Source organism: Pantoea anthophila (assembly GCF_026104315.1).
GTDB lineage: Bacteria > Pseudomonadota > Gammaproteobacteria > Enterobacterales > Enterobacteriaceae > Pantoea > Pantoea anthophila.
In genome coordinates this window covers 3,277,796-3,298,744 of record NZ_CP110473.1, presented here as the reverse complement: position 1 = coordinate 3,298,744, position 20,949 = coordinate 3,277,796, and the positions used below count along the sequence as shown (strand labels likewise).

The 20,949-nt window shown below is 56.4% G+C and carries 17 protein-coding genes; 11 read left to right on the top strand and 6 right to left on the bottom strand.

The window, feature by feature from the left end; all coding sequences use genetic code 11:
- Nucleotides 1-60 precede the first annotated feature (60 nt).
- Nucleotides 61-324 (bottom strand): 30S ribosomal protein S20, encoded by a 264-nt coding sequence (gene rpsT, locus OJ965_RS17945; RefSeq protein ID WP_006117633.1) that lies wholly within the window; start codon nucleotides 322-324, stop codon nucleotides 61-63.
- 306 nt (nucleotides 325-630) lie between these two features.
- Here rpsT and ribF point away from each other — a divergent pair, with 306 nt between their 5' ends.
- From ribF to OJ965_RS17890, 11 genes are all read left to right on the top strand, one after another.
- Nucleotides 631-1,560, top strand: a complete 930-nt coding sequence (gene ribF / locus OJ965_RS17940; RefSeq protein ID WP_009092217.1) for a bifunctional riboflavin kinase/FAD synthetase — start codon at nucleotides 631-633, stop codon at nucleotides 1,558-1,560.
- A gap of 29 nt (nucleotides 1,561-1,589) precedes the next feature.
- Nucleotides 1,590-4,409 (top strand): isoleucine--tRNA ligase, encoded by a 2,820-nt coding sequence (gene ileS / locus OJ965_RS17935; protein WP_046101192.1) that lies wholly within the window; start codon nucleotides 1,590-1,592, stop codon nucleotides 4,407-4,409.
- Nucleotides 4,409-4,915 (top strand): signal peptidase II, encoded by a 507-nt coding sequence (gene lspA / locus OJ965_RS17930; RefSeq protein WP_009092212.1) that lies wholly within the window; start codon nucleotides 4,409-4,411, stop codon nucleotides 4,913-4,915. The genes ileS and lspA overlap by 1 nt, the downstream gene beginning before the upstream one ends.
- 3 nt (nucleotides 4,916-4,918) lie before the next feature.
- Nucleotides 4,919-5,389, top strand: a complete 471-nt coding sequence (fkpB, locus tag OJ965_RS17925; protein WP_009092210.1) for an FKBP-type peptidyl-prolyl cis-trans isomerase — start codon at nucleotides 4,919-4,921, stop codon at nucleotides 5,387-5,389.
- The gene (ispH, locus tag OJ965_RS17920) at nucleotides 5,370-6,323 is read left to right on the top strand and encodes a 4-hydroxy-3-methylbut-2-enyl diphosphate reductase (protein ID WP_010253724.1); all 954 of its coding nucleotides are present in this window, start codon (nucleotides 5,370-5,372) and stop codon (nucleotides 6,321-6,323) included. Before fkpB ends, ispH begins: the two co-directional genes overlap by 20 nt.
- Before the next feature lie 222 nt (nucleotides 6,324-6,545).
- On the top strand, nucleotides 6,546-7,352 hold the full coding sequence (gene dapB / locus OJ965_RS17915; protein ID WP_009092207.1) for a 4-hydroxy-tetrahydrodipicolinate reductase: 807 nt from the start codon (nucleotides 6,546-6,548) through the stop codon (nucleotides 7,350-7,352).
- A gap of 476 nt (nucleotides 7,353-7,828) precedes the next feature.
- Nucleotides 7,829-8,977, top strand: a complete 1,149-nt coding sequence (carA, locus tag OJ965_RS17910) for a glutamine-hydrolyzing carbamoyl-phosphate synthase small subunit (RefSeq protein WP_058957748.1) — start codon at nucleotides 7,829-7,831, stop codon at nucleotides 8,975-8,977.
- A gap of 14 nt (nucleotides 8,978-8,991) precedes the next feature.
- Complete coding sequence (gene carB, locus OJ965_RS17905; protein ID WP_265137238.1) at nucleotides 8,992-12,219, top strand: carbamoyl-phosphate synthase large subunit; 3,228 nt, start codon at nucleotides 8,992-8,994, stop codon at nucleotides 12,217-12,219.
- A 482-nt stretch (nucleotides 12,220-12,701) separates the two neighbouring features.
- The gene (locus tag OJ965_RS17900) at nucleotides 12,702-13,835 is read left to right on the top strand and encodes a porin (RefSeq protein ID WP_369974601.1); all 1,134 of its coding nucleotides are present in this window, start codon (nucleotides 12,702-12,704) and stop codon (nucleotides 13,833-13,835) included.
- 234 nt (nucleotides 13,836-14,069) lie between these two features.
- On the top strand, nucleotides 14,070-14,552 hold the full coding sequence (gene folA / locus OJ965_RS17895; protein WP_046101196.1) for a type 3 dihydrofolate reductase: 483 nt from the start codon (nucleotides 14,070-14,072) through the stop codon (nucleotides 14,550-14,552).
- A 90-nt stretch (nucleotides 14,553-14,642) separates the two neighbouring features.
- Nucleotides 14,643-16,526 (top strand): PhoX family protein, encoded by a 1,884-nt coding sequence (locus tag OJ965_RS17890; protein WP_265137237.1) that lies wholly within the window; start codon nucleotides 14,643-14,645, stop codon nucleotides 16,524-16,526.
- Between the two features lie 33 nt (nucleotides 16,527-16,559).
- Here OJ965_RS17890 and apaH read toward each other — a convergent pair whose 3' ends face one another.
- From apaH to surA, 5 genes are read right to left on the bottom strand one after another with little or no spacing between them, the layout of a single operon-like run.
- Nucleotides 16,560-17,417, bottom strand: coding sequence for a bis(5'-nucleosyl)-tetraphosphatase (symmetrical) ApaH (apaH, locus tag OJ965_RS17885; protein ID WP_265137236.1), 858 nt, complete (start codon nucleotides 17,415-17,417; stop codon nucleotides 16,560-16,562).
- Between the two features lie 53 nt (nucleotides 17,418-17,470).
- Nucleotides 17,471-17,848 carry a Co2+/Mg2+ efflux protein ApaG gene (apaG, locus tag OJ965_RS17880; protein WP_009092195.1) on the bottom strand — a complete coding sequence of 126 codons (378 nt, stop codon included), beginning with the start codon at nucleotides 17,846-17,848 and terminating at the stop codon, nucleotides 17,471-17,473.
- Between the two features lie 3 nt (nucleotides 17,849-17,851).
- Complete coding sequence (gene rsmA, locus OJ965_RS17875) at nucleotides 17,852-18,673, bottom strand: 16S rRNA (adenine(1518)-N(6)/adenine(1519)-N(6))-dimethyltransferase RsmA (RefSeq protein WP_265137235.1); 822 nt, start codon at nucleotides 18,671-18,673, stop codon at nucleotides 17,852-17,854.
- Nucleotides 18,666-19,658, bottom strand: a complete 993-nt coding sequence (gene pdxA, locus OJ965_RS17870; protein ID WP_009092191.1) for a 4-hydroxythreonine-4-phosphate dehydrogenase PdxA — start codon at nucleotides 19,656-19,658, stop codon at nucleotides 18,666-18,668. The genes rsmA and pdxA overlap by 8 nt, the downstream gene beginning before the upstream one ends.
- Nucleotides 19,648-20,943, bottom strand: a complete 1,296-nt coding sequence (gene surA / locus OJ965_RS17865) for a peptidylprolyl isomerase SurA (protein WP_009092189.1) — start codon at nucleotides 20,941-20,943, stop codon at nucleotides 19,648-19,650. The genes pdxA and surA overlap by 11 nt, the downstream gene beginning before the upstream one ends.
- Nucleotides 20,944-20,949: the final 6 nt, after the last annotated feature.

Here is a 20,949-nt window from a genome sequence, read left to right as displayed (position 1 = left end):
AGGCGAAAAAAAACCGGCGTAAGCGCCGGTTCTTTCAACAAAGCGATAAACAACAGGCGATTAAGCCAGTTTGTTGATCTGTGCAGTCAGGTTTGCTTTATAACGTGCAGCTTTGTTTTTGTGGATCAGACCTTTAGCAGCCTGACGGTCCACGATTGGTTGCATTTCATTGAATGCGTTCTGCGCAGCAGCTTTGTCGCCTGAAGCGATCGCCGCGTATACTTTCTTAACGAAGGTACGCATCATAGAGCGGCGGCTAGCGTTATGCTTACGGCGTTTCTCAGATGTTACGGCGCGTTTCTTAGCTGATTTGATATTAGCCAAGGTCCAACTCCCAAATGTGTTCTATAGAGACAAATCAAAGGCCGAGGACTATGCCCTTCCAACCTGATTTTGTCAATGGATTTGTGCAAATAAGCGTCGCTCTATGAGCAGCACTCGGTTACGTATTTGATGGCGCAAGATTCTACCAGCTTCGCCTTCCTGAATACAGTATTTCGCGACAAAATTCTCAACACGTGCTTCTGTAACAGGAAATGCAGCGCGTTAAGCATGAAAGGCGTGCTGACGGGTTAACCTGAACCGGTTTCAAGGGTATAATCCGCCGATTTCCACCGGTTTGGGTCAGCCATGAAGTTTATCCGCGGTATTCATAATCTTAACGAGCAGCATCGCGGCTGCGTTCTGACCATTGGTAATTTCGATGGCGTACACCGCGGGCACCAGGCACTGATGGCCCGGCTGTGTGAAGAGGGACGCAAACGTAATCTGCCGGTGGTGGTCATGGTCTTTGAACCACAGCCGCTGGAGCTGTTTGCTGGCGATAAAGCCCCGGCTCGCCTGACGCGCCTGCGTGAAAAACTGCGCTACCTGGCTGAAGCCGGCGTCGATAAGGTGCTCTGCGTGCGGTTTGACCGTCGCTTTGCGGCGTTATCCGCCCAGCGTTTTATCAGCGACCTGCTGGTTGAAAAGCTCGACGTCAGATACCTTGCGGTGGGCGATGATTTCCGCTTTGGCGCCGGTCGCCAGGGGGATTTCCGGTTATTGCAGAAAGCCGGTGTGGAGTATGGCTTCGAGGTTATCAGTACCGAAACCTTCTGTGAGGGCGGAAAGCGCATCAGCAGCACCGCCGTGCGTCAGGCGCTGGCCGCCGATGATTTAGCGCTGGCGCAGTCGTTGTTAGGCCATCCTTTCACGATTTCCGGCCGCGTCGTGCACGGTGATGCACTGGGACGCACGCTGGGCTTCCCAACCGCCAACCTGCCTTTACGCCGCAGCGTGTCGCCGGTGAAAGGGGTCTATGCGGTGGAAGTGGAAGGGCTGACGCCGGAGCCGCTGCCGGGCGTGGCGAATATCGGCACCCGTCCGACGGTAAAAGGTTTACGCCAGCAGCTTGAAGTTCACCTGCTCGACATCAATATCAATCTTTATGGTCGTCACATTGATGTGGTGCTGAAACAGAAAATACGAAACGAGCAGCGCTTTGCCTCACTGGAGGCGTTGAAAGAACAAATTGCGAATGATGTGGTAACGGCCCGGCAGTTCTTTGGGCTGCTTTAACCTGAGCGAAAAACGGAATCGAGAATCTGATGAGTGACTATAAATCTACCCTGAATTTGCCGGAAACGGGATTCCCGATGCGTGGCGATCTGGCCAAACGCGAACCGGGAATGTTGCAACGCTGGTATGCCGACAACCTGTATGGCGTTATCCGCGAAGCCAAAAAGGGGAAAAAAACCTTTATCCTGCATGATGGCCCTCCTTATGCGAACGGCAGCATTCATATCGGTCACTCAGTTAACAAGATTCTGAAAGACATTATCGTTAAGTCGAAAGGCATGGCGGGCTATGACGCGCCCTATGTGCCGGGCTGGGACTGTCACGGTCTGCCTATCGAGCATAAAGTTGAGCAGATGATCGGCAAGCCGGGCGAGAAAGTCACGGCGGCAGAATTCCGCGAAGCGTGCCGCAAATATGCGGCAGAACAGGTTGAAGGCCAGAAAGCAGACTTTATCCGTCTGGGCGTACTGGGCGACTGGGATCGTCCTTACCTGACCATGGACTTCAACACGGAAGCCAACATCATCCGTGCGCTGGGTAAAATCATCGGCAACGGTCACCTGCACAAGGGCGCGAAGCCGGTGCACTGGTGCCTGGATTGCCGTTCTGCCCTGGCCGAAGCGGAAGTGGAATATTACGACAAGACCTCACCGTCGATTGATGTGATGTTCAACGCCGTCGATGCCGACGCTGTGCGTCAGGCGTTCGGCGTCACCGCGGTCAACGGCCCGATTTCACTGGTTATCTGGACCACCACTCCGTGGACGCTGCCCGCTAACCGCGCCATCTCTCTGCATCCGGAATTTGACTATCAGCTGATCCAGATCGAGGGCCGTGCCCTGATCCTGGCAAAAGAGCTGGTGGAAAGCGTCATGAAGCGTGCCGGTGTCAGCGAATGGCAGGTGCTGGGCGAATGCAAAGGTGCCGCGCTGGAGCTGCAGCTGTTCCAGCATCCGTTCCTTGAGCAGATTCAGTCGAAAGTGGTGCTGGGCGAACACGTCACGCTGGACGCCGGTACCGGTGCGGTCCATACGGCACCCGGCCACGGCCCGGATGACTATGTGATCGGCCAGAAATATGGCATCGAAACCGCTAACCCGGTCGGGCCAGATGGCGCGTATCTGCCAGGCACTTACCCGACGCTGGATGGGGTTAACGTCTTTAAAGCCAACGATATGATCGTTGAGCTGCTGAAAGAGAAGCAGGCGCTGCTGCACGTTGAAAAACTGCTGCACAGCTATCCGCACTGCTGGCGTCACAAAACGCCTATCATCTTCCGTGCCACGCCACAGTGGTTCATCAGCATGGATCAGAAAGGCCTGCGTGCGCAGTCGCTGAAAGAGATCAAAGGCGTGCAGTGGATCCCGGACTGGGGTCAGGCGCGTATTGAATCGATGGTGGCGAACCGTCCGGACTGGTGTATCTCTCGTCAGCGTACCTGGGGCGTGCCGATGGCGCTGTTCGTTCATAAAGAGAGCGAAGAGCTGCACCCGGATACCCTGGCACTGATGGAGAAAGTGGCACAGCGTGTTGAGCAGGATGGTATTCAGGCCTGGTGGGATCTCGATCCGCGCGAGCTGATGGGCGATGACGCCGATCATTACGTCAAGGTTCCGGATACTCTGGATGTCTGGTTCGACTCCGGGTCAACCAGCTATTCCGTCGTGGATGCCCGTCCGGAATTCGAAGGACAGGCGCCGGACCTCTATCTGGAAGGGTCCGATCAGCATCGCGGCTGGTTTATGTCCTCGCTGATGATCGGCACCGCGATGAAAGGCAAAGCGCCTTATCGTCAGGTACTGACACACGGTTTCACCGTGGATGGTCAGGGCCGCAAAATGTCGAAATCGATCGGCAACACCGTGTCGCCGCAGGATGTGATGAACAAGCTGGGTGCTGACATTCTGCGCCTGTGGGTGGCATCAACCGACTATTCGGGTGAAATGGCGGTCTCCGATGAGATCCTGAAGCGTTCCGCCGATGCCTATCGCCGTATCCGTAACACCGCCCGTTTCCTGCTGGCGAACCTTAACGGCTTCAATCCGGCCACCGACCTGGTGAAACCGGAAGAGATGGTCGTGGTGGATCGCTGGGCCGTGGGACGTGCGCAGGCGGCGCAGGCCGATATCGTCGCCTCTTATGAGAACTACGATTTCCATGAAGTGATCCAGCGCCTGATGCAGTTCTGTTCTGTTGAGATGGGCAGCTTCTATCTCGACATCATCAAAGATCGCCAGTACACCGCGAAGGGCGACAGCCTGGCGCGTCGTAGCTGTCAGACCGCGCTGTGGCACATCGTTGAAGCGCTGGTGCGCTGGATGGCGCCGATCATGTCCTTTACCGCGGATGAGATCTGGGGCTATCTGCCTGGCGAACGCGCGCAGTATGTCTTCACCGAAGAGTGGTATCAGGGTCTGTTTGGCCTAGCGGAAGATGAAGCCCTGAACGATGCCTACTGGGCTGAGCTGCTGAAAGTGCGTGGCGAAGTTAACAAGGTCATCGAGCAGGCGCGTGCCGACAAACGTATCGGTGGCGCACTGGAAGCCACCGTGACGCTCTATGCCGATGCGGAGCTGGCCGCTAAGCTGCAGGCGCTGGGCAACGAGCTGCGCTTTGTGCTGCTGACCTCGGGTGCCCAGGTAGCTGATTACGCGCTGGCAAACGATGAAGCGCAGCAGAGCGAACTGCTGAAAGGTCTGAAAATTGCGCTGCACAAGGCGGAAGGCGAGAAATGTCAGCGCTGCTGGCATTACACTACCGACGTCGGCCAGAATCCGGAGCACGCTGCGGTCTGTGGTCGTTGTTACACTAACGTAGCCGGTGACGGTGAACAGCGTGAATTTGCCTGATGCGTAAACCTATTCTCTCAACCGGATTGCGCTGGCTGTGGCTGGTGCTGGTGGTCATCGTTGTCGACTTCGCCAGTAAGCAGTGGGTGATGAACAACATGATGCTGCATGAAACGCAGCCGCTGATGCCTTATCTGAACCTGTTCTATGCGCATAACTATGGCGCGGCGTTCAGTTTCCTGGCGGACAAAGGCGGCTGGCAGCGCTGGTTCTTTGCCGGTATTGCGCTGGCGATCGTGGTTTCACTGGTGCTGATGATGTATCGCAATCAGGCCAGCCAGAAGATTTCAAACATCGCGTATGCCCTGATTATCGGCGGTGCGATAGGCAATTTATTTGATCGCTCCTGGCATGGCTTTGTGGTCGATTTTATCGATTTTTATGTCGGTAACTGGCACTTCGCTACATTTAATATCGCTGACTGCGGCATCTGTATTGGTGCCGCATTGGTGGTGCTGGAGGGCTTTTTCAGCCCGAACGGCAAACAGGCTAAACAGAAAGGGTAAGTGATGACTGAGTCCGTACAGCGCGACAGCGCGGTGTTGGTGCATTTTACGCTGAAGCTGGAAGATGGCTCGACGGCGGAATCGACCCGTGCAAACGGTAAGCCTGCGCTGTTCCGTCTCGGTGATGGCAGCCTCTCTGCGGCACTGGAGGAGGCACTGCTGGGGCTGAAAGCGGGTGAAACTAAACAGTTCACTCTGGCGCCGGAAGAGGCATTTGGTGGCGTCAGCCCTGACCTGATCCAGTATTTCTCGCGTCGTGACTTTATCGATGCCGGTGAACCGGAAGTGGGGGCCATCATGCTGTTCAGCGGCATGGGCGGCAGTGAAATGCCAGGCGTGATCCGTGAAGTCTCCGGTGACTCGATCACCGTGGATTTTAACCATCCGCTGGCAGGTCATCGTATTCAGTTTGATGTAGAGGTGCTGGAGATCGATCCGGCACTGGAGGCGAACGATGCAAATCCTGTTAGCTAATCCGCGCGGTTTCTGCGCCGGCGTTGATCGCGCCATCAGTATCGTTGAGCGCGCGCTGGAGATGTATGGCGCGCCTATCTACGTGCGTCACGAAGTGGTGCATAACCGTTACGTGGTCAACAGCCTGCGTGAGCGCGGGGCGATCTTCATCGAAGAGATCAGTGAAGTGCCGGATAACGCGATTCTGATCTTCTCTGCGCACGGTGTTTCGCAGGCGGTGCGTGCAGAAGCCAAAGCGCGCAATCTGACCATGTTGTTTGATGCAACCTGTCCGCTGGTGACAAAAGTGCATATGGAAGTGGCACGCGCCAGCCGTAAAGGCGTTGAGGCAATACTGATCGGTCATGCGGGTCATCCGGAAGTGGAAGGCACCATGGGGCAGTACAACAACCCCAATGGCGGGATGTATCTGGTCGAGTCACCGGAAGATGTTTTCCGGCTGACGGTAAAGGATGAAAACAACCTGAGCTTCATGACGCAGACCACGCTGTCAGTGGATGATACGTCAGACATCATCGATGCTCTGCGTCAGCGCTTCCCGGCGATTATCGGGCCGCGTAAAGATGATATCTGCTATGCCACAACCAACCGCCAGGAAGCGGTTCGCACCCTGGCGAAAGATGCCGAGGTGGTACTGGTGGTGGGGTCGAAGAACTCCTCCAACTCGAACCGTCTGGCTGAACTGGCGCAGCGCGCCGGTAAGCTGGCGAAGCTGATCGACTCTGCTGATGATATTCAGGAAGAGTGGGTCAAAGGCGTGGCCTGTATCGGTGTCACCGCCGGTGCCTCAGCGCCCGATATTCTGGTGCAGCAGGTGATTCAGCGACTGCGTGAGCTGGGCGGCGAAGCCGCGATCGAGCTGATTGGCCGTGAAGAGAACATCGTCTTTGAAGTGCCAAAAGAGCTGCGCGTCGAGGTGCGCAACGTGCAGTAACCGCACGTTAATCCTGATAAAAAGGCCGACTCTGTTCGGCCTTTTTTGTTTTTATCGGCCGATGAAAAGCCCATCTTTTGCCATGGCGATTGCTTTTACTGATAATCGCAGGCGGCTGGCATAAAATTCTTATTATCCCTGATTAATAGTGGCGTGACTGTTAACTCGTCGTTAACCTGATGACGCTTTGGATGCATAGTTTTGTTTTAGGAATGAATAAATATGAAGAATATCCGCATTGCCGTTGTGGGCGCGCCGGGCCGTATGGGCCGTAATCTGATTGAGGCGACACAGCAGGCTGAAGGCGTGGAGCTGGGTGCTGCGCTCGCCCGTCCGGGTTCATCGCTGACCGGCAGCGACGCCGGAGAGTTAGCGGGCATCGGCAGAAACGGCATCCTGATTGCTGACGATTTACGTGCAGTGATTGATGACTTTGATGTGCTGATCGACTTTACCCGTCCGGAAGGCACGCTGGAGTATATGGCGATCTGCCGTGAGCACGGCAAAGCGATGGTGATCGGCACCACAGGGTTCGATGACGCAGGCAAAGCAGCTATTCGCGCCGCCTCAGAAGATATCGCCATTGTGTTCGCCGCAAACTTCAGTGTGGGCGTTAACCTGGTGCTGAAGCTGCTGGAGAAAGCCGCCAGCGTGATGGGAGAGTATGCGGATATTGAGATTACTGAAGCGCACCATCGCCACAAAGTGGATGCGCCATCGGGCACCGCACTGGCGATGGGTGAAGCGATTGCCGATGCGATGCAGTGGAAACTGGATGAGCACGCGGTCTATACGCGTGAAGGACACACCGGCGAACGTCAGCCTCAGACAATTGGTTTTGCCACAGTGCGCGCCGGGGACATCGTCGGTGAGCATACGGCAATGTTTGCGGATATCGGCGAACGGGTTGAGATAACCCACAAGGCCTCAAGCCGTATGACCTTCGCAAAAGGTGCGGTTAAGTCGGCATTATGGTTGAAAGAGAAGAAAGCAGGCCTGTTTGATATGCGGGATGTGCTGGATCTGTGATGTTGTGCGTGTTGTGAACCATCGTGATGTGGTTATTTCAATCGTTAACCAATTGATTGGAAAAGGGCAATATTTTTATTGCCCTTAATTTTGTCTGAAATCCTCGCCCTGATGTCAAAAAAGATTAAGACATCTGTTTTTATCACTTTTCGCGCGTTTTATCTCCGTTAAGATGCCATTTTTGACCATTTGGTCAAAAAAATCAGCCTGACAGCCTCGCGTTCTTATTTTTACTGCCTGGCAAACGATTATTCGGCCGGGTTTTCTCCTGTTTTTACCGCTTAAGCCCGTTTCTGGCCTCATAAGTCAGATAAAGATGAAAAAAACGGGCCTCAGGGTAGACAAGCCCCAGGGTGATCATTAGAATGCGCGCAATTTGCCAAAAATCGACAATTCAGGCGGTTTTTGCATTGATTCAGGCGGCTATTTTGAATTAATATGCAGATATCATGACTGTTTATTCCCTGGAGGATGTTTTGATTAAGTCAGCAATCCTGGTTCTGGAAGACGGAACCCAATTCCACGGTCGGGCCATCGGGGCAACGGGGTCGGCAGTGGGGGAAGTCGTTTTCAACACCTCAATGACCGGTTATCAAGAAATCCTCACTGATCCTTCCTATTCCCGCCAAATCGTTACTCTCACTTATCCCCATATCGGTAATGTCGGTGCCAACGCCGCTGATGAAGAATCAAGCCAGATTCATGCTCAGGGCCTGGTCATCCGCGATCTGCCGTTGATTGCCAGCAACTTCCGAAGCGAAGAGGGACTCTCCGCTTACCTGCAGCGCAACAACATTGTGGCCATTGCTGATATCGATACCCGCAAGCTGACGCGTCTGCTGCGTGAGAAAGGCGCTCAGAATGGCTGCATTATCGCCGGTGATAATCCGGATGCCGCGCTGGCGCTGCAGAAAGCCCAGGCGTTCCCCGGGCTGAAAGGGATGGATCTGGCGAAAGAGGTCTGCACGACGGAAACCTACAGCTGGCAGCAGGGCAGCTGGACGCTGGGCAGTGGCCTGCCGGAACAATCCTCAGCGGAATCCCTGCCTTATCATGTGGTGGCTTACGATTACGGTGCCAAGCGCAACATTCTGCGTATGCTGGTTGACCGCGGCTGCCGTCTGACCGTCGTACCGGCTCAGACACCGGCGGAAGAGGTGCTGAAGATGAATCCGGATGGCATTTTCCTCTCCAACGGCCCGGGTGACCCGGAGCCATGTGACTATGCCATCAGCGCGATTCAGGCCTTTCTGAAAACCGAGATTCCGGTGTTCGGTATCTGCCTGGGTCATCAGCTGCTGGCGCTGGCCAGCGGAGCCCGGACCGTGAAGATGAAGCTTGGCCATCATGGCGGCAACCATCCGGTGAAGGATCTCGACAATAATCGCGTGATGATCACCGCCCAGAACCACGGTTTTGCCGTCGATGAGAACGATCTGCCCGCGAACCTGCGTGTCACCCACATTTCGCTGTTCGATAAAACGGTGCAGGGCATTCACCGCACTGACAAGCCAGCCTTCAGCTTCCAGGGACACCCGGAAGCCAGCCCGGGACCGGGTGATGCTGCGCCGCTGTTTGACCACTTTATTGAATTGATTGACGCCTTCCGTCTGCAAGCGAAGTAATCAGGAGCTAATTCATGCCAAAACGTACAGACATAAAATCAATCCTGATTCTTGGTGCCGGTCCGATTGTGATCGGTCAGGCCTGTGAATTTGACTATTCCGGTGCGCAGGCGTGTAAAGCGCTGCGTGAAGAGGGTTACCGGGTCATCCTGGTGAACTCCAACCCGGCGACCATCATGACCGACCCTGAGATGGCCGATGCCACCTATATCGAGCCCATTCACTGGGAAGTGGTGCGCAAAATCATCGAAAAAGAGCGTCCGGATGCCGTACTGCCGACCATGGGCGGCCAGACTGCGCTGAACTGCGCACTGGAGCTTGAGCGTCAGGGCGTGCTGGAAGAGTTTGGCGTGACCATGATTGGTGCGACTGCAGACGCCATTGATAAAGCAGAAGATCGTCGTCGCTTTGACGTCGCGATGAAAAGCATCGGGCTGGACACCGCCCGTTCCGGTATCGCACACACCATGGAAGAAGCGCTGGCCGTGGCGGAAGATGTCGGTTTCCCCTGCATCATCCGTCCCTCCTTTACCATGGGCGGCACCGGTGGCGGCATCGCCTATAACCGCGAAGAGTTTGAAGAGATTTGTGAACGGGGTCTCGACCTTTCACCAACCAATGAGCTGCTGATTGATGAGTCGCTGATTGGCTGGAAAGAGTATGAGATGGAAGTGGTTCGCGATAAAAACGACAACTGCATCATCGTCTGCTCGATTGAAAACTTCGATGCGATGGGGATTCACACCGGTGACTCCATCACGGTCGCTCCCGCTCAGACGCTGACGGATAAAGAGTATCAGATCATGCGTAACGCCTCGCTGGCGGTCCTGCGTGAAATCGGTGTGGAAACCGGTGGCTCTAACGTCCAGTTCTCGGTGAACCCGAAAGATGGTCGCCTGATTGTTATCGAGATGAACCCGCGCGTGTCTCGCTCCTCTGCGCTGGCTTCAAAAGCGACCGGCTTCCCGATTGCGAAAGTTGCGGCCAAGCTGGCGGTCGGCTTTACTCTCGATGAGCTGATGAATGACATCACCGGTGGTTTAACGCCCGCCTCATTTGAGCCGTCGATTGACTATGTGGTCACCAAAATTCCACGCTTCAACTTCGAAAAATTTGCCGGTGCCAACGACCGCCTGACCACCCAGATGAAATCGGTCGGTGAGGTGATGGCGATTGGCCGCACATTCCAGGAGTCCGTACAGAAAGCGCTGCGCGGCCTGGAAGTGGGCGCGCATGGCTTCGACCCGAAAGTGCATCTGGACGACCCGGAAGCCCTGACCCGCATCCGCCGCGAGCTGAAAGATGCCGGTTCAGACCGTATCTGGTATATCGCTGACGCATTCCGCGCCGGGATGTCGGTCGATGGCGTCTTCAATCTCACCAACATTGACCGCTGGTTCCTGGTGCAGATTGAAGAGCTGATCCGGCTGGAAGACCAGGTGGCTCGTGAAGGGGTAAACAGCCTGGATGCGACCTTCCTGCGTGCGCTGAAGCGTAAAGGCTTTGCCGACGCCAGGCTGGCGGCGCTGGCAGGCGTGGCTGAGAGCGAAATTCGCAAGCTGCGTCAGCAGTTTAACCTGCACCCGGTCTATAAGCGTGTGGATACCTGCGCCGCCGAGTTCGCCACCGATACCGCTTACATGTACTCCACCTATGAAGAGGAGTGCGAAGCCAACCCGGCGACAGATCGCGATAAGATCATGATTCTGGGCGGTGGGCCAAACCGTATCGGTCAGGGTATTGAGTTCGACTACTGCTGTGTTCACGCCGCGCTGGCGCTGCGTGAAGATGGTTACCAGACCATTATGGTCAACTGTAACCCGGAAACGGTGTCGACCGATTATGACACCTCCGACCGTCTCTACTTTGAGCCGGTGACGCTGGAAGATGTGCTGGAAATCGTCCGTATCGAGCAGCCTAAAGGCGTGATCGTGCAGTATGGCGGTCAGACCCCGCTGAAGCTGGCGCGTGCGCTGGAAGCGGCAGGTGTGCCGGTTATCGGCACCAGCCCGGACTCTATTGACCGTGCTGAAGACCGTGAACGTTTCCAGCAGGCTGTCGATCGTCTGAGCCTGAAACAGCCAGCCAATGCCACGGTCGCAACGCTGGAGCAGGCCGTTGAGAAAGCCGCTTGCCTGGGCTATCCGCTGGTGGTGCGTCCTTCTTATGTTCTGGGCGGCCGTGCCATGGAGATCGTCTACGACGAAACCGACCTCAAGCGCTACTTCCAGACAGCGGTCTCCGTCTCTAACGATGCGCCGGTGCTGCTGGATCGCTTCCTGGATGATGCGGTCGAAGTCGATGTGGATGCGATCTGCGACGGTGAGCGGGTGCTGATTGGCGGCATCATGGAACATATCGAGCAGGCTGGCGTTCACTCCGGTGACTCCGCCTGTTCACTGCCGGCCTACACCCTGAATCAGGAGATTCAGAATGTGATGCGTCAGCAGGTTGAGAAGCTGGCGTTTGAGCTGAACGTTCGCGGCCTGATGAACGTCCAGTTCGCGGTCAAAGACAACGAAGTCTACCTGATCGAAGTTAACCCGCGCGCCGCGCGTACCGTGCCGTTCGTCTCGAAAGCGACCGGTGTGCCGCTGGCGAAAGTGGCCGCACGCGTGATGGCAGGCAAAACGCTGGCAGAGCAGGGCGTCACCGAAGAGGTGATTCCACCTTACTACTCCGTAAAAGAGGTCGTACTGCCATTCAACAAGTTCCAGGGCGTTGACCCGATTCTTGGACCGGAAATGCGTTCAACCGGTGAAGTCATGGGCGTGGGCCGCACCTTTGCTGAGGCCTTCTCTAAAGCGATGCTGGGCGCACAGAGCAACATGAAGAAGTCGGGCCGTGCACTGCTGTCGGTGCGTGAAGGCGACAAGAAACGTATCGTCGACCTGGCTGCCAAGCTGCAGAAGTTTGGTTTCGAGCTGGATGCGACACACGGCACGGCGGTTGTGCTGGGCGAGGCGGGAATTAACCCACGCCTGGTGAACAAGGTGCATGAAGGTCGTCCGCACATTCAGGACCGTCTGAAGAATGGCGAATATAGCTATATCGTCAATACCACGGCAGGACGTCAGGCGATTGAAGATTCGAAGCTGATTCGCCGCAGTGCTCTGCAGTATAAAGTGCACTATGACACCACGCTGAATGGCGGTTTCGCCACTGCGATGGCGCTGAATGCTGACCCGACGGAGCAGGTCATCTCCGTTCAGGAGATGCACGCGCAGATTAAGGCGATGTAAGTCGAGGTAGTGTGAAAAGCGGCTCCTGCGGGAGCCGTTTTTTTTTATATTCTGGCCATATCAGCGGTGAGATCGCGCCTGCGAAGGGAACACGGGCAGATCGGAAAGTCGCTCAGGCCAGTCCCTGGCCGCCCGGCCCGCGCCGTCTATGGCGCGGGACGCTTTCCTACTCTGTCCGTGCTCCCTGCGCGTTGTGCTGATACGTTGCGGTACCCCCAGAATTTGAATTTGTCAGCTGTCTGAAGGGCTCGTGCGGGAGCCGTTTTTTTTGCCTCTCACCTGGCGATAATCTGAAAATCAGGCTCGCGTAAAGCAAAGGATTTGCCTTAAAGTTACTGATTTGACTTAGTTTTTTAGCTATAGGTGCGAATCAGCCCCCTTCGCACAAATTTATAAGATAAACACTTCCTGTCCGGATTTTTCGCCAGTAATATGCCTGCCGCTCATCACCGGAGCGTGCAAGGACACCTATAAAAATGAAAATGCGTACTTTTTCTCTGAGTGCAGTGGCTGCACTGATGGCTATTCTTCCTTTCGCCAGCCAGGCGGAAATCACCCTGTTAAAACAGGACCCACAGGCTGGCGATCCCCTTAGCCGCCTCACCTTTACCTTTGGCGGCAGCATCCGTGCTCAGGTCAATCACCAGACCGGCGTGGATGACAAATCGTACAAGCGTGACGGATTCGATGGCGGCACCCGTTTCCGTTTCGGCGCGGATTACTACCTGTTCGACGACGTCAGCTGGATCAGCTACTACGAGCTGGGCGTGAATATTCCGGCGGTATTCAGCTGGGATCGTCATTATGCCGACGGTGCGAATAACACCACGCGCCGCCAGCTCTACACCGGTCTGAAAAGCAAGACCTGGGGCCAGCTGACCTTTGGTCAGCAGAACAGCGTTTACTACGATACCGTAGGGGCCAAGACCGATATCTGGGACTACGACATGATCGGTCAGGCACCAGGCAACGGGATCAATGGCGACTACGATGGCTCTTACCGTTCGCGTAAGCAGCTGAAGTATAAAAACACCTTCGGCGATCTGGATCTCTACGCCTCTTATCTGTTCGACGATAATGAGTTCCTGCCAGGCAACGGCCTGCGCTACAAGCGCAAAGGCGGCGGTTCGCTGGGTGTGGATTATCACATTACCGACGATCTGAGCTGGGGCACGGCGTGGAACTACACCCGCGCGGCGATGCGTAACCCGAACAATGGCGACAGCGGCGATTACGACCAGAACATTTATGGCACCGCGCTGAGCTGGACCCCGGGCAACTGGACGCTGTCAGCGGGCGGCGGCTGGTATCAGAACTTCATGACCACCAAACGCAAAGATGTGCATGACTACTTTGCTGGCGATGCATGGGGCGTGGAATACTTTGCCGGTTATAAAATTCCGGTGGCGCAGTATGGCCTGAAAGCGGTGCAGCCGTATGTTATGGGCGATCGCATTGAATATGCGACCGGCCGTGATTATCAGCGCATCGACAACGGTCTGGGTGTGACGCTGTTCCTCGACTACGGTTTCCGTGTCGATTACGAACATGTCTTTACCTCCAGCACCGATAACCTGGGTGATATGAATCTGGTGCGTCTGCGCTACGACTTCTGATAACCCCGACGGCTCCTGCGGGAGCCGTTTTCTTATTCGCCCGGTTTTGTGCCAGCCGGCGTCAGATTACTGGCGAGCTGCGGCTAACAGACGCGATTTCGCGGTGAAAAACGCTGCGCAGGCAGTGAAATGCGACATCATAAAAAGCTTTACGCAATTAGACCTTCCCCCCTATCGACGAAAGTTTCACCTTCTCGTATCATGGCGCCAATTTTTTTCCTGTGAGTAGTTAACATGATTAGTCTTATCGCGGCATTAGCAGCAGATCGCATTATTGGAATGGAGAACGCCATGCCGTGGGACCTGCCTGCAGATCTGGCGTGGTTCAAGCGTAACACCCTGAAAAAACCGGTGATTATGGGCCGGCTGACCTTTGAATCCATTGGTCGCCCTCTGCCTGGCCGACTGAATATCGTGGTCAGCAGCCAGCCCGGCACCGCCGAAGGCGTCACCTGGGTCACTTCGCTGGATGAGGCGCTTCAGGCTGCCGGTGAAGCCGAAGAGATCATGGTGATCGGTGGCGGACGCGTTTATGAGCAGATGCTGAAGCGTGCCGATCGTCTCTATCTGACTCACATCGATGCAGAAGTAGAAGGCGACACGCAGTTCCCGGATTACGAGCCGGATGAGTGGCAGTCAACGTTCAGCGAGTTCCACGACGCTGATGAGCATAACTCCCACAGCTACTGCTTTGAGATCCTGGATCGCCGTCGCTGATTCCTTGCCCACCCGCCTGTAACCTGGCTGTCATCTTTATTCATTAGCATTGCTTCTTTTCCGGGACCGACACAAAGGAAGCAATCACTGATGAAGATCGAACTCTCCGCGTTAAGCACAGACCGCCTGCCCGATTCGCAGCGACGTAAGTTCCTTGCCGGTTCCGGCGCACTTGGGCTGACCGGCTTTCTCAGCGGCGGCCTGACTTTCTCCTCCGGCGCACTGGCGCAGGAAAAACCCGCCGGCAGCCCGCTGCTGGGCTTTCAGGCGATTGCCGCTTCGACCGCGGATGAGATTGTTGTAGCGCCAGGCTATCGCGCTGAAGTGCTGATCTCCTGGGGCGATCCGCTGGTTAATGGCGCGGCTGAGTTCGATCCGCATGGCAACAACAGCGCGGAGGATCAGGAAAAGCAGTTCGGTGACAACAATGATGGGATGAGCTTCTTCGCCATTGATGAGCATCGTGGCGTGATGGCAATCAACAATGAGTATGTGAATGAGCCGACGCTGTTCGCCCATGGCGGCAGCAAAGCGACCAGCCTGGAGGATGTGAAGAAATCACAGGCGGCGCACGGCGTTTCTGTCGTTGAGATTAAACGCGGCGAAGGCAATCGCTGGCAGGTTGTCCGTCCTTCAGATTACAACCGCCGCATTACCGCCAATACCCCGATGCGTTTTTCCGGTCCGGCCGCAGGCGACAAAGCGCTGCAGACCGCCGCCGATCCTCAGGGCCTGCAGGTTCTCGGCACCTTTGGTAACTGCGCCAACGGTAAAACGCCCTGGGGCACTTATCTGACCTGCGAAGAGAACTACGACACCTACTTTGGCACGCATGACGCGCATTTTACACCGACCGCCCAGCAGAAGCGCTACACCCTGAACGCCGCCGAGCCGGAGCGAAACTGGTCCGATTTTGATCCCCGCTTCGATATCGCAAAAAATCCTAACGAATTTAACCGCCACGGCTGGATAGTCGAAATCGATCCCTTCGATCCCCAATCGGTGCCGGTCAAACGAACCGCGCTGGGACGTTTCAAGCATGAGAATGCTGCGGTGACGGTTGCTAAAACCGGCCAGCTGGTGGTCTACATGGGCGACGATGAGCGTGGCGAGTACATTTATAAATATGTCTCGGACGACAAGGTTAACCCGGACGATGCGAAAGCGAATCACGGACTGCTCGATCGGGGCACGCTCTATGTGGCGCAGTTTAACGGCGATGAACAGGGCACACCCCTGAAAGGCAGCGGTCGCTGGCTGGCACTGAAGTGGGGGGAAAATGGACTCACTGCTGAGAAGGGATTTCATAGCCAGGCCGATGTCCTGATCAATGCGCGTGCTGCTGCCGATGTGGTTAACGCCACGCGGATGGACCGGCCGGAATGGATCGCCGTTAACCCGCATGATGGCCGCGCCTACTGTACGCTGACCAATAACAACAAGCGTGGCAATGAGGGGATGCCGGTTAATGCCGCCAACCCGCGCCCTAAAAATATCTACGGCCAGATTATCCGCTGGGATGAGAAGGGCGATGCCACGGCCACGTCGTTTGCCTGGGACATCTACGCGTTATGCGGCAACCCGATTGCCCATCCCGAAGGCATCTATCGTGGCACACCGAACATCACTGCTGAAAACACCTTTAACAGCCCGGATGGCCTGGGGTTTGATGCGCAGGGGCGGCTCTGGATCCTTACCGATGGTAAATACAGCAACAAAGAGGATTATCAGGGGCAGGGGAATAATCAGATGCTGGCAGGAGACCCGGACAGCGGCGAGATTCGCCGGTTTATGGTCGGCCCTAAATCCTGCGAGCTGACCGGCATTACCTTCACGCCTGACTACAGAACGCTGTTCGTGAACGTGCAGCACCCTGGCGAAGAGGGGGATTCACATTTTCCTGACAACAGTCCGCGCCCGCGCTCGTCGGTGATCATGATCACCCGGGAGGATGGCGGCATTATCGGCGCATAAAACAGCAGGCTGGCCGCCAGGCCAGCCTCGGGGTTATAGCGCCGGAGGCGCCAGACTTTCGCTGGAGTCGAGTGCTTTTTCGCGGTTAGAGGGCTGAACCACATAGCGCTGCTCTTCCCAGTGCAGCAGGGTCAGCGTGCCGCCCCAGCAGCAGCCGGTATCCAGGCCGATAATTCCCTCTGGCGTGCCTTTGCCTTCCAGTGAAGCCCAGTGACCGAAAACGATGGTGTAGTCCCGGGCGACCGGTCCGTCGATGTTGAACCAGGGCTTCAGCGGTGGCAGCGCCGACTCCGGGGCATCTTTGCAGATCATGTCCAGCTGACCATTGGGGAAGCAGTAGCGCATACGGGTAAAGGCATTGGTGCTGAAGCGCAGCCGGGCCAGGCCGGTCAGATCTTCGCTCCAGTTATTTGGCATATCGCCATACATCGCATCCAGGAACAGCGGATAACTGTCGCTGGCGAGCACCGCTTCCACTTCCCGCGCACATTTTTTCGCGGTGTCGATATCCCACTGAGGCGTGATACCGGCGTGTCCCATGACCAGTTTTTTCTCTTCATCCACCTGCAGCAGCGGCTGCCGGCGCAGCCAGTTGATCAGCTCATCAGCATCGTCCGCTTCCAGCAGGGTGGTGAGGCGATCTTTAGGCTTGTTACGGCTGATTCCGGCATAGACCGCCAGCAGATGTAAATCGTGGTTGCCCAGCACCAGGCGCACGGCGTCGCCCAGTGACTTCACATAGCGCAGGACCTCCAGTGAGCCGGGACCGCGCGCCACCAGGTCACCGGTCAGCCACAGCGTGTCATGCTCGGGATTGAAATCGACCTGCTGCAGCAAGGCACGTAATTCATCGTAGCAACCATGGACGTCGCCAATCAGGTATGTGCTCATAACGTTTTATCCATCGGGAATGTGCCCGACGTATCGGGCAAAAGGCGTGAAAATCAGTGAATGTGCGTCTGGATGGCGAGGCGGAACACCGGGATTTCAACGTGAAAGGTGTCGCCCTGATCGTCGACCATCACGTAGTGTCCCTGCATGGTGCCCATCGGCGTTTCGATAACAGCACCACTGGTGTACTGAAATTCGTTGCCCGGCGGGATAAGCGGCTGCTCACCGACCACGCCTTCACCCTGAACTTCTGTTTCGCGGCCGTTACCGTTGGTAATCAGCCAGTAACGCCCCAGCAGCTGCACGGCGGAACGGCCCAGATTGCGTATCGTAATGGTATAGGCGAAGACGTAGCGATCCTCATCCGGCGAGGACTGGGAGGCGACGTACTGGCTTTGCACATGAACGGAGACGCGGGCCGTTTCACTCATGACTTACTCCTGCGATTTTCCCTGATGCGTCGCCAGCCAGTTAGCCAGCTGACAATATTGCGCGACCGAGACGTTTTCAGCACGCAGACCAGGATCAATGGATAACTCTTCCAGCGCACCTGCCGCCACCATGTGGTTCAGGCTGTTGCGCAATGTTTTACGGCGCTGACCAAAGGCTTCTGTCGTGATACGGCTCAGGATACGCACGTCGCTGACCGGATGCGGTGGCTCGGCAAACGGCACCAGACGCACGACAGCCGAGTCCACTTTCGGTGGCGGCGTGAAGGCGTGTGGCGGCACTTCCAGCACCGGAATAACCTGGCAGTAATATTGCGCCATCACCGTCAGGCGACCATACGCTTTGCTGCCCGGGCCCGCAACCAGACGGTTAACCACCTCTTTCTGCAGCATGAAGTGCATATCTTTGATCGAACCAGTATAGCTGAAAAGGTGGAACATCAGCGGGGTCGAAATATTGTAAGGCAGGTTACCAAATACCCGCAGCGGCTGGCCTCTCTCGTGTGCCAGCGCGGCAAAGTCGAAGGTCATGGCATCCTGCTGGAAGATGGTCAGTTTCGGGCCAAGGAACGGATGCGTTTGCAGACGCGCCGCGAGATCGCGGTCCAGCTCCACCACCGTTAAGCTATCGAGGCGTTCGCCCACCGGCTCGGTTAAGGCGCCGAGGCCAGGGCCGATCTCTACCAGCGCTTCATCGCGCTGGGGATGAATGGCGGAGACAATGCTGTCGATAATGTACTGATCGTTCAGGAAGTTCTGCCCGAAACGTTTACGGGCGTAGTGCCCCTGATGGACGCGATTATTCATTACTGCTCTTGATCATAGTGATGGCGAGGTTAAGCGCCGTGATAAAGCTGCCCGGTTCCGCCTGACCCAGCCCGGCGAGTTCAAGCGCGGTGCCGTGGTCAACGGAGGTCCGGATAAAGGGCAGGCCCAGGGTAATATTTACCGCGCGGCCAAACCCCTGAAACTTCAGTACCGGCAGGCCCTGGTCGTGATACATCGCCAGCACCGCATCGGCGTTTTGCAGATATTTGGGCTGGAACAGTGTATCCGCAGGCAGCGGGCCGGTCAGTTTAATGCCCTGCTGACGCAGTTCATTGAGGGCCGGCGTAATCGTCTCGATCTCTTCCCGTCCCATATGACCGCCTTCACCGGCGTGGGGGTTAAGACCACAGACATAGATATGCGGCTCGGCAATGGCGAACTTCTGCTGCAGATCACGATGAAGAATGGTGATCACTTCATGCAGGCATTCGCGGGTGACCGCCGCAGGCACCTCTTTCAGCGGCAGATGCGTGGTGGCCAGTGCCACACGCAGCGCTTCGGTTGCCAGCATCATCACCACGCGATGACCGCCTGCGCGGTCGGCGAAGAATTCGGTATGGCCGGTAAAGGCGATACCGGCATCGTTAATCACGCCTTTGTGCACCGGACCGGTAATCAGCGCCGCAAATTCACCCTGCAGACAGCCGTCACAGGCGCGGGCCAGCGTGGCCAGCACATAGTCACCGTTAGCGACACAGAGTTCGCCTGGTGTGACCGGCTGTGCCGTCTCAATCGGCAGAATGGTCAGCGTCCCCGCCTGCTGCGGCACGGGGTCCGCCTCAGGCTGGTAGTGACGCAGGGTCAGCGGCAGGCCGAGCTGCGCTGCCCGCTGCTGCAACAGGGCAGGGGAGGCGCAGACGACGAGTTCCACCGGCCAGGCGTGCTGAGCCAGCTGAACGGTGAGATCGGGACCAATCCCGGCGGGCTCGCCGGGAGTGATCACCACACGCTGGTTACTGTGCATTGCCATCCAGAATCTTCACATAAGCACTGGCGCGCTGTTCCTGCATCCAGGTCTGCGCTTCTTCAGCAAATTTACGGTTAAACAGCATGCGATAAGCGCGCTCTTTCTGGGCCGCGTCGGTTTTATCCACCTGGCGGGTATCCAGCAGCTGAATCAGATGCCAGCCGAAAGAGGAGTGCACCGGCTGGCTGGTCTGGCCTTTCTGCAGACGCAGCAGCGCATCGCGGAAGGCGGGATCAAAGACTTCCGGAGAGGTCCAGCCGAGATCGCCACCCTGATTCGCCGATCCCGGGTCGTCAGAGTACTGTTTGGCCGCGGCGGCAAAGGTGGTTTTTCCGCTGCGGATATCGGCCGCGATCTGTTCCAGCTGCGCCCTGGCCTGATCGTCAGTGAGAATCGGCGATGGTTTCAGCAGAATATGACGAGCGTGCACCTCAGTGACCGAGACGTTCTTACTTTCGCCACGCAGGTCGTTCACCTTCAGGATATGGAAGCCCACACCTGAACGCACCGGCCCGACGATGTCGCCTTTTTTCGCCGTTGCCAGCGCCTGGGCAAACAGGGTCGGTAACTCTTCGATTTTACCCCAGCCCATGTTGCCGCCTTTCAGCGCCTGCGAGTCGGCGGAGTAGGTCACGGCCATCTTGCCGAAATCCGCACCATTTTTCAGTTCGCCAACCAGCTGTTTCGCCAGCGTTTCCTGCTCATCGACCTGCTGTTGCGTCGGGTTTTCCGGCAGCGGCAGCAGAATGTGGCTGATGTTCAGCTCGGTTCCCTGGCTGTTCTGGGCGGCAATCTGGGTTGAAAGCGTATCCACTTCCTGCGGCAGGATGGTCACGCGACGACGCACTTCATTGTTGCGGACTTCGGCAATCATCATCTCTTTGCGGATCTGTGAGCGATAGACGCCATAGTTCATGCCGTCATAAGCCAGACGACTGCGCAGCTGATCCAGCGTCATGCGGTTCTGTGCGGCGATGTTCTTAATCGCCTGGTCCAGCTGCTCATCGCTGATCTGGATCCCCGCTTTTTCACCCATCTGCAGAATAATGTTGTCCATGATCTGGCGTTCCAGAATCTGGTGGCGCAGCGTTTTATCATCTGGCAACTGCTGACCTGCCTGCCGGGCCTGAGATTTCACCGTGCCCATCATGCCGTCCACGTCACTCTCAAGAACCACGCCGTTATTGACCACGGCGGCAACTTTATCAACGACTTGTGGTGCTGCGAACGCGGTGTTGGCACTGATTGCCACACCAAGAATCAGCATTCTCCAGTTCTTCATACTTTA

Excerpts from the sequence above, each read along its gene's own strand:
- ribF (WP_009092217.1), top strand. The coding sequence starts at position 631 with ATGAAGTTTATCCGCGGTATTCATAATCTTAACGAGCAGCATCGCGGC.
- ileS (WP_046101192.1), top strand. The coding sequence starts at position 1,590 with ATGAGTGACTATAAATCTACCCTGAATTTGCCGGAAACGGGATTCCCG.
- lspA (WP_009092212.1), top strand. The coding sequence starts at position 4,409 with ATGCGTAAACCTATTCTCTCAACCGGATTGCGCTGGCTGTGGCTGGTG.
- fkpB (WP_009092210.1), top strand. The coding sequence starts at position 4,919 with ATGACTGAGTCCGTACAGCGCGACAGCGCGGTGTTGGTGCATTTTACG.
- ispH (WP_010253724.1), top strand. The coding sequence starts at position 5,370 with ATGCAAATCCTGTTAGCTAATCCGCGCGGTTTCTGCGCCGGCGTTGAT.
- dapB (WP_009092207.1), top strand. The coding sequence starts at position 6,546 with ATGAAGAATATCCGCATTGCCGTTGTGGGCGCGCCGGGCCGTATGGGC.
- carB (WP_265137238.1), top strand. The coding sequence starts at position 8,992 with ATGCCAAAACGTACAGACATAAAATCAATCCTGATTCTTGGTGCCGGT.
- OJ965_RS17900 (WP_369974601.1), top strand. The coding sequence starts at position 12,702 with ATGCGTACTTTTTCTCTGAGTGCAGTGGCTGCACTGATGGCTATTCTT.
- folA (WP_046101196.1), top strand. The coding sequence starts at position 14,070 with ATGATTAGTCTTATCGCGGCATTAGCAGCAGATCGCATTATTGGAATG.
- OJ965_RS17890 (WP_265137237.1), top strand. The coding sequence starts at position 14,643 with ATGAAGATCGAACTCTCCGCGTTAAGCACAGACCGCCTGCCCGATTCG.
- apaH (WP_265137236.1), bottom strand. The coding sequence starts at position 17,417 with ATGAGCACATACCTGATTGGCGACGTCCATGGTTGCTACGATGAATTA.
- apaG (WP_009092195.1), bottom strand. The coding sequence starts at position 17,848 with ATGAGTGAAACGGCCCGCGTCTCCGTTCATGTGCAAAGCCAGTACGTC.
- rsmA (WP_265137235.1), bottom strand. The coding sequence starts at position 18,673 with ATGAATAATCGCGTCCATCAGGGGCACTACGCCCGTAAACGTTTCGGG.
- pdxA (WP_009092191.1), bottom strand. The coding sequence starts at position 19,658 with ATGCACAGTAACCAGCGTGTGGTGATCACTCCCGGCGAGCCCGCCGGG.
- surA (WP_009092189.1), bottom strand. The coding sequence starts at position 20,943 with ATGAAGAACTGGAGAATGCTGATTCTTGGTGTGGCAATCAGTGCCAAC.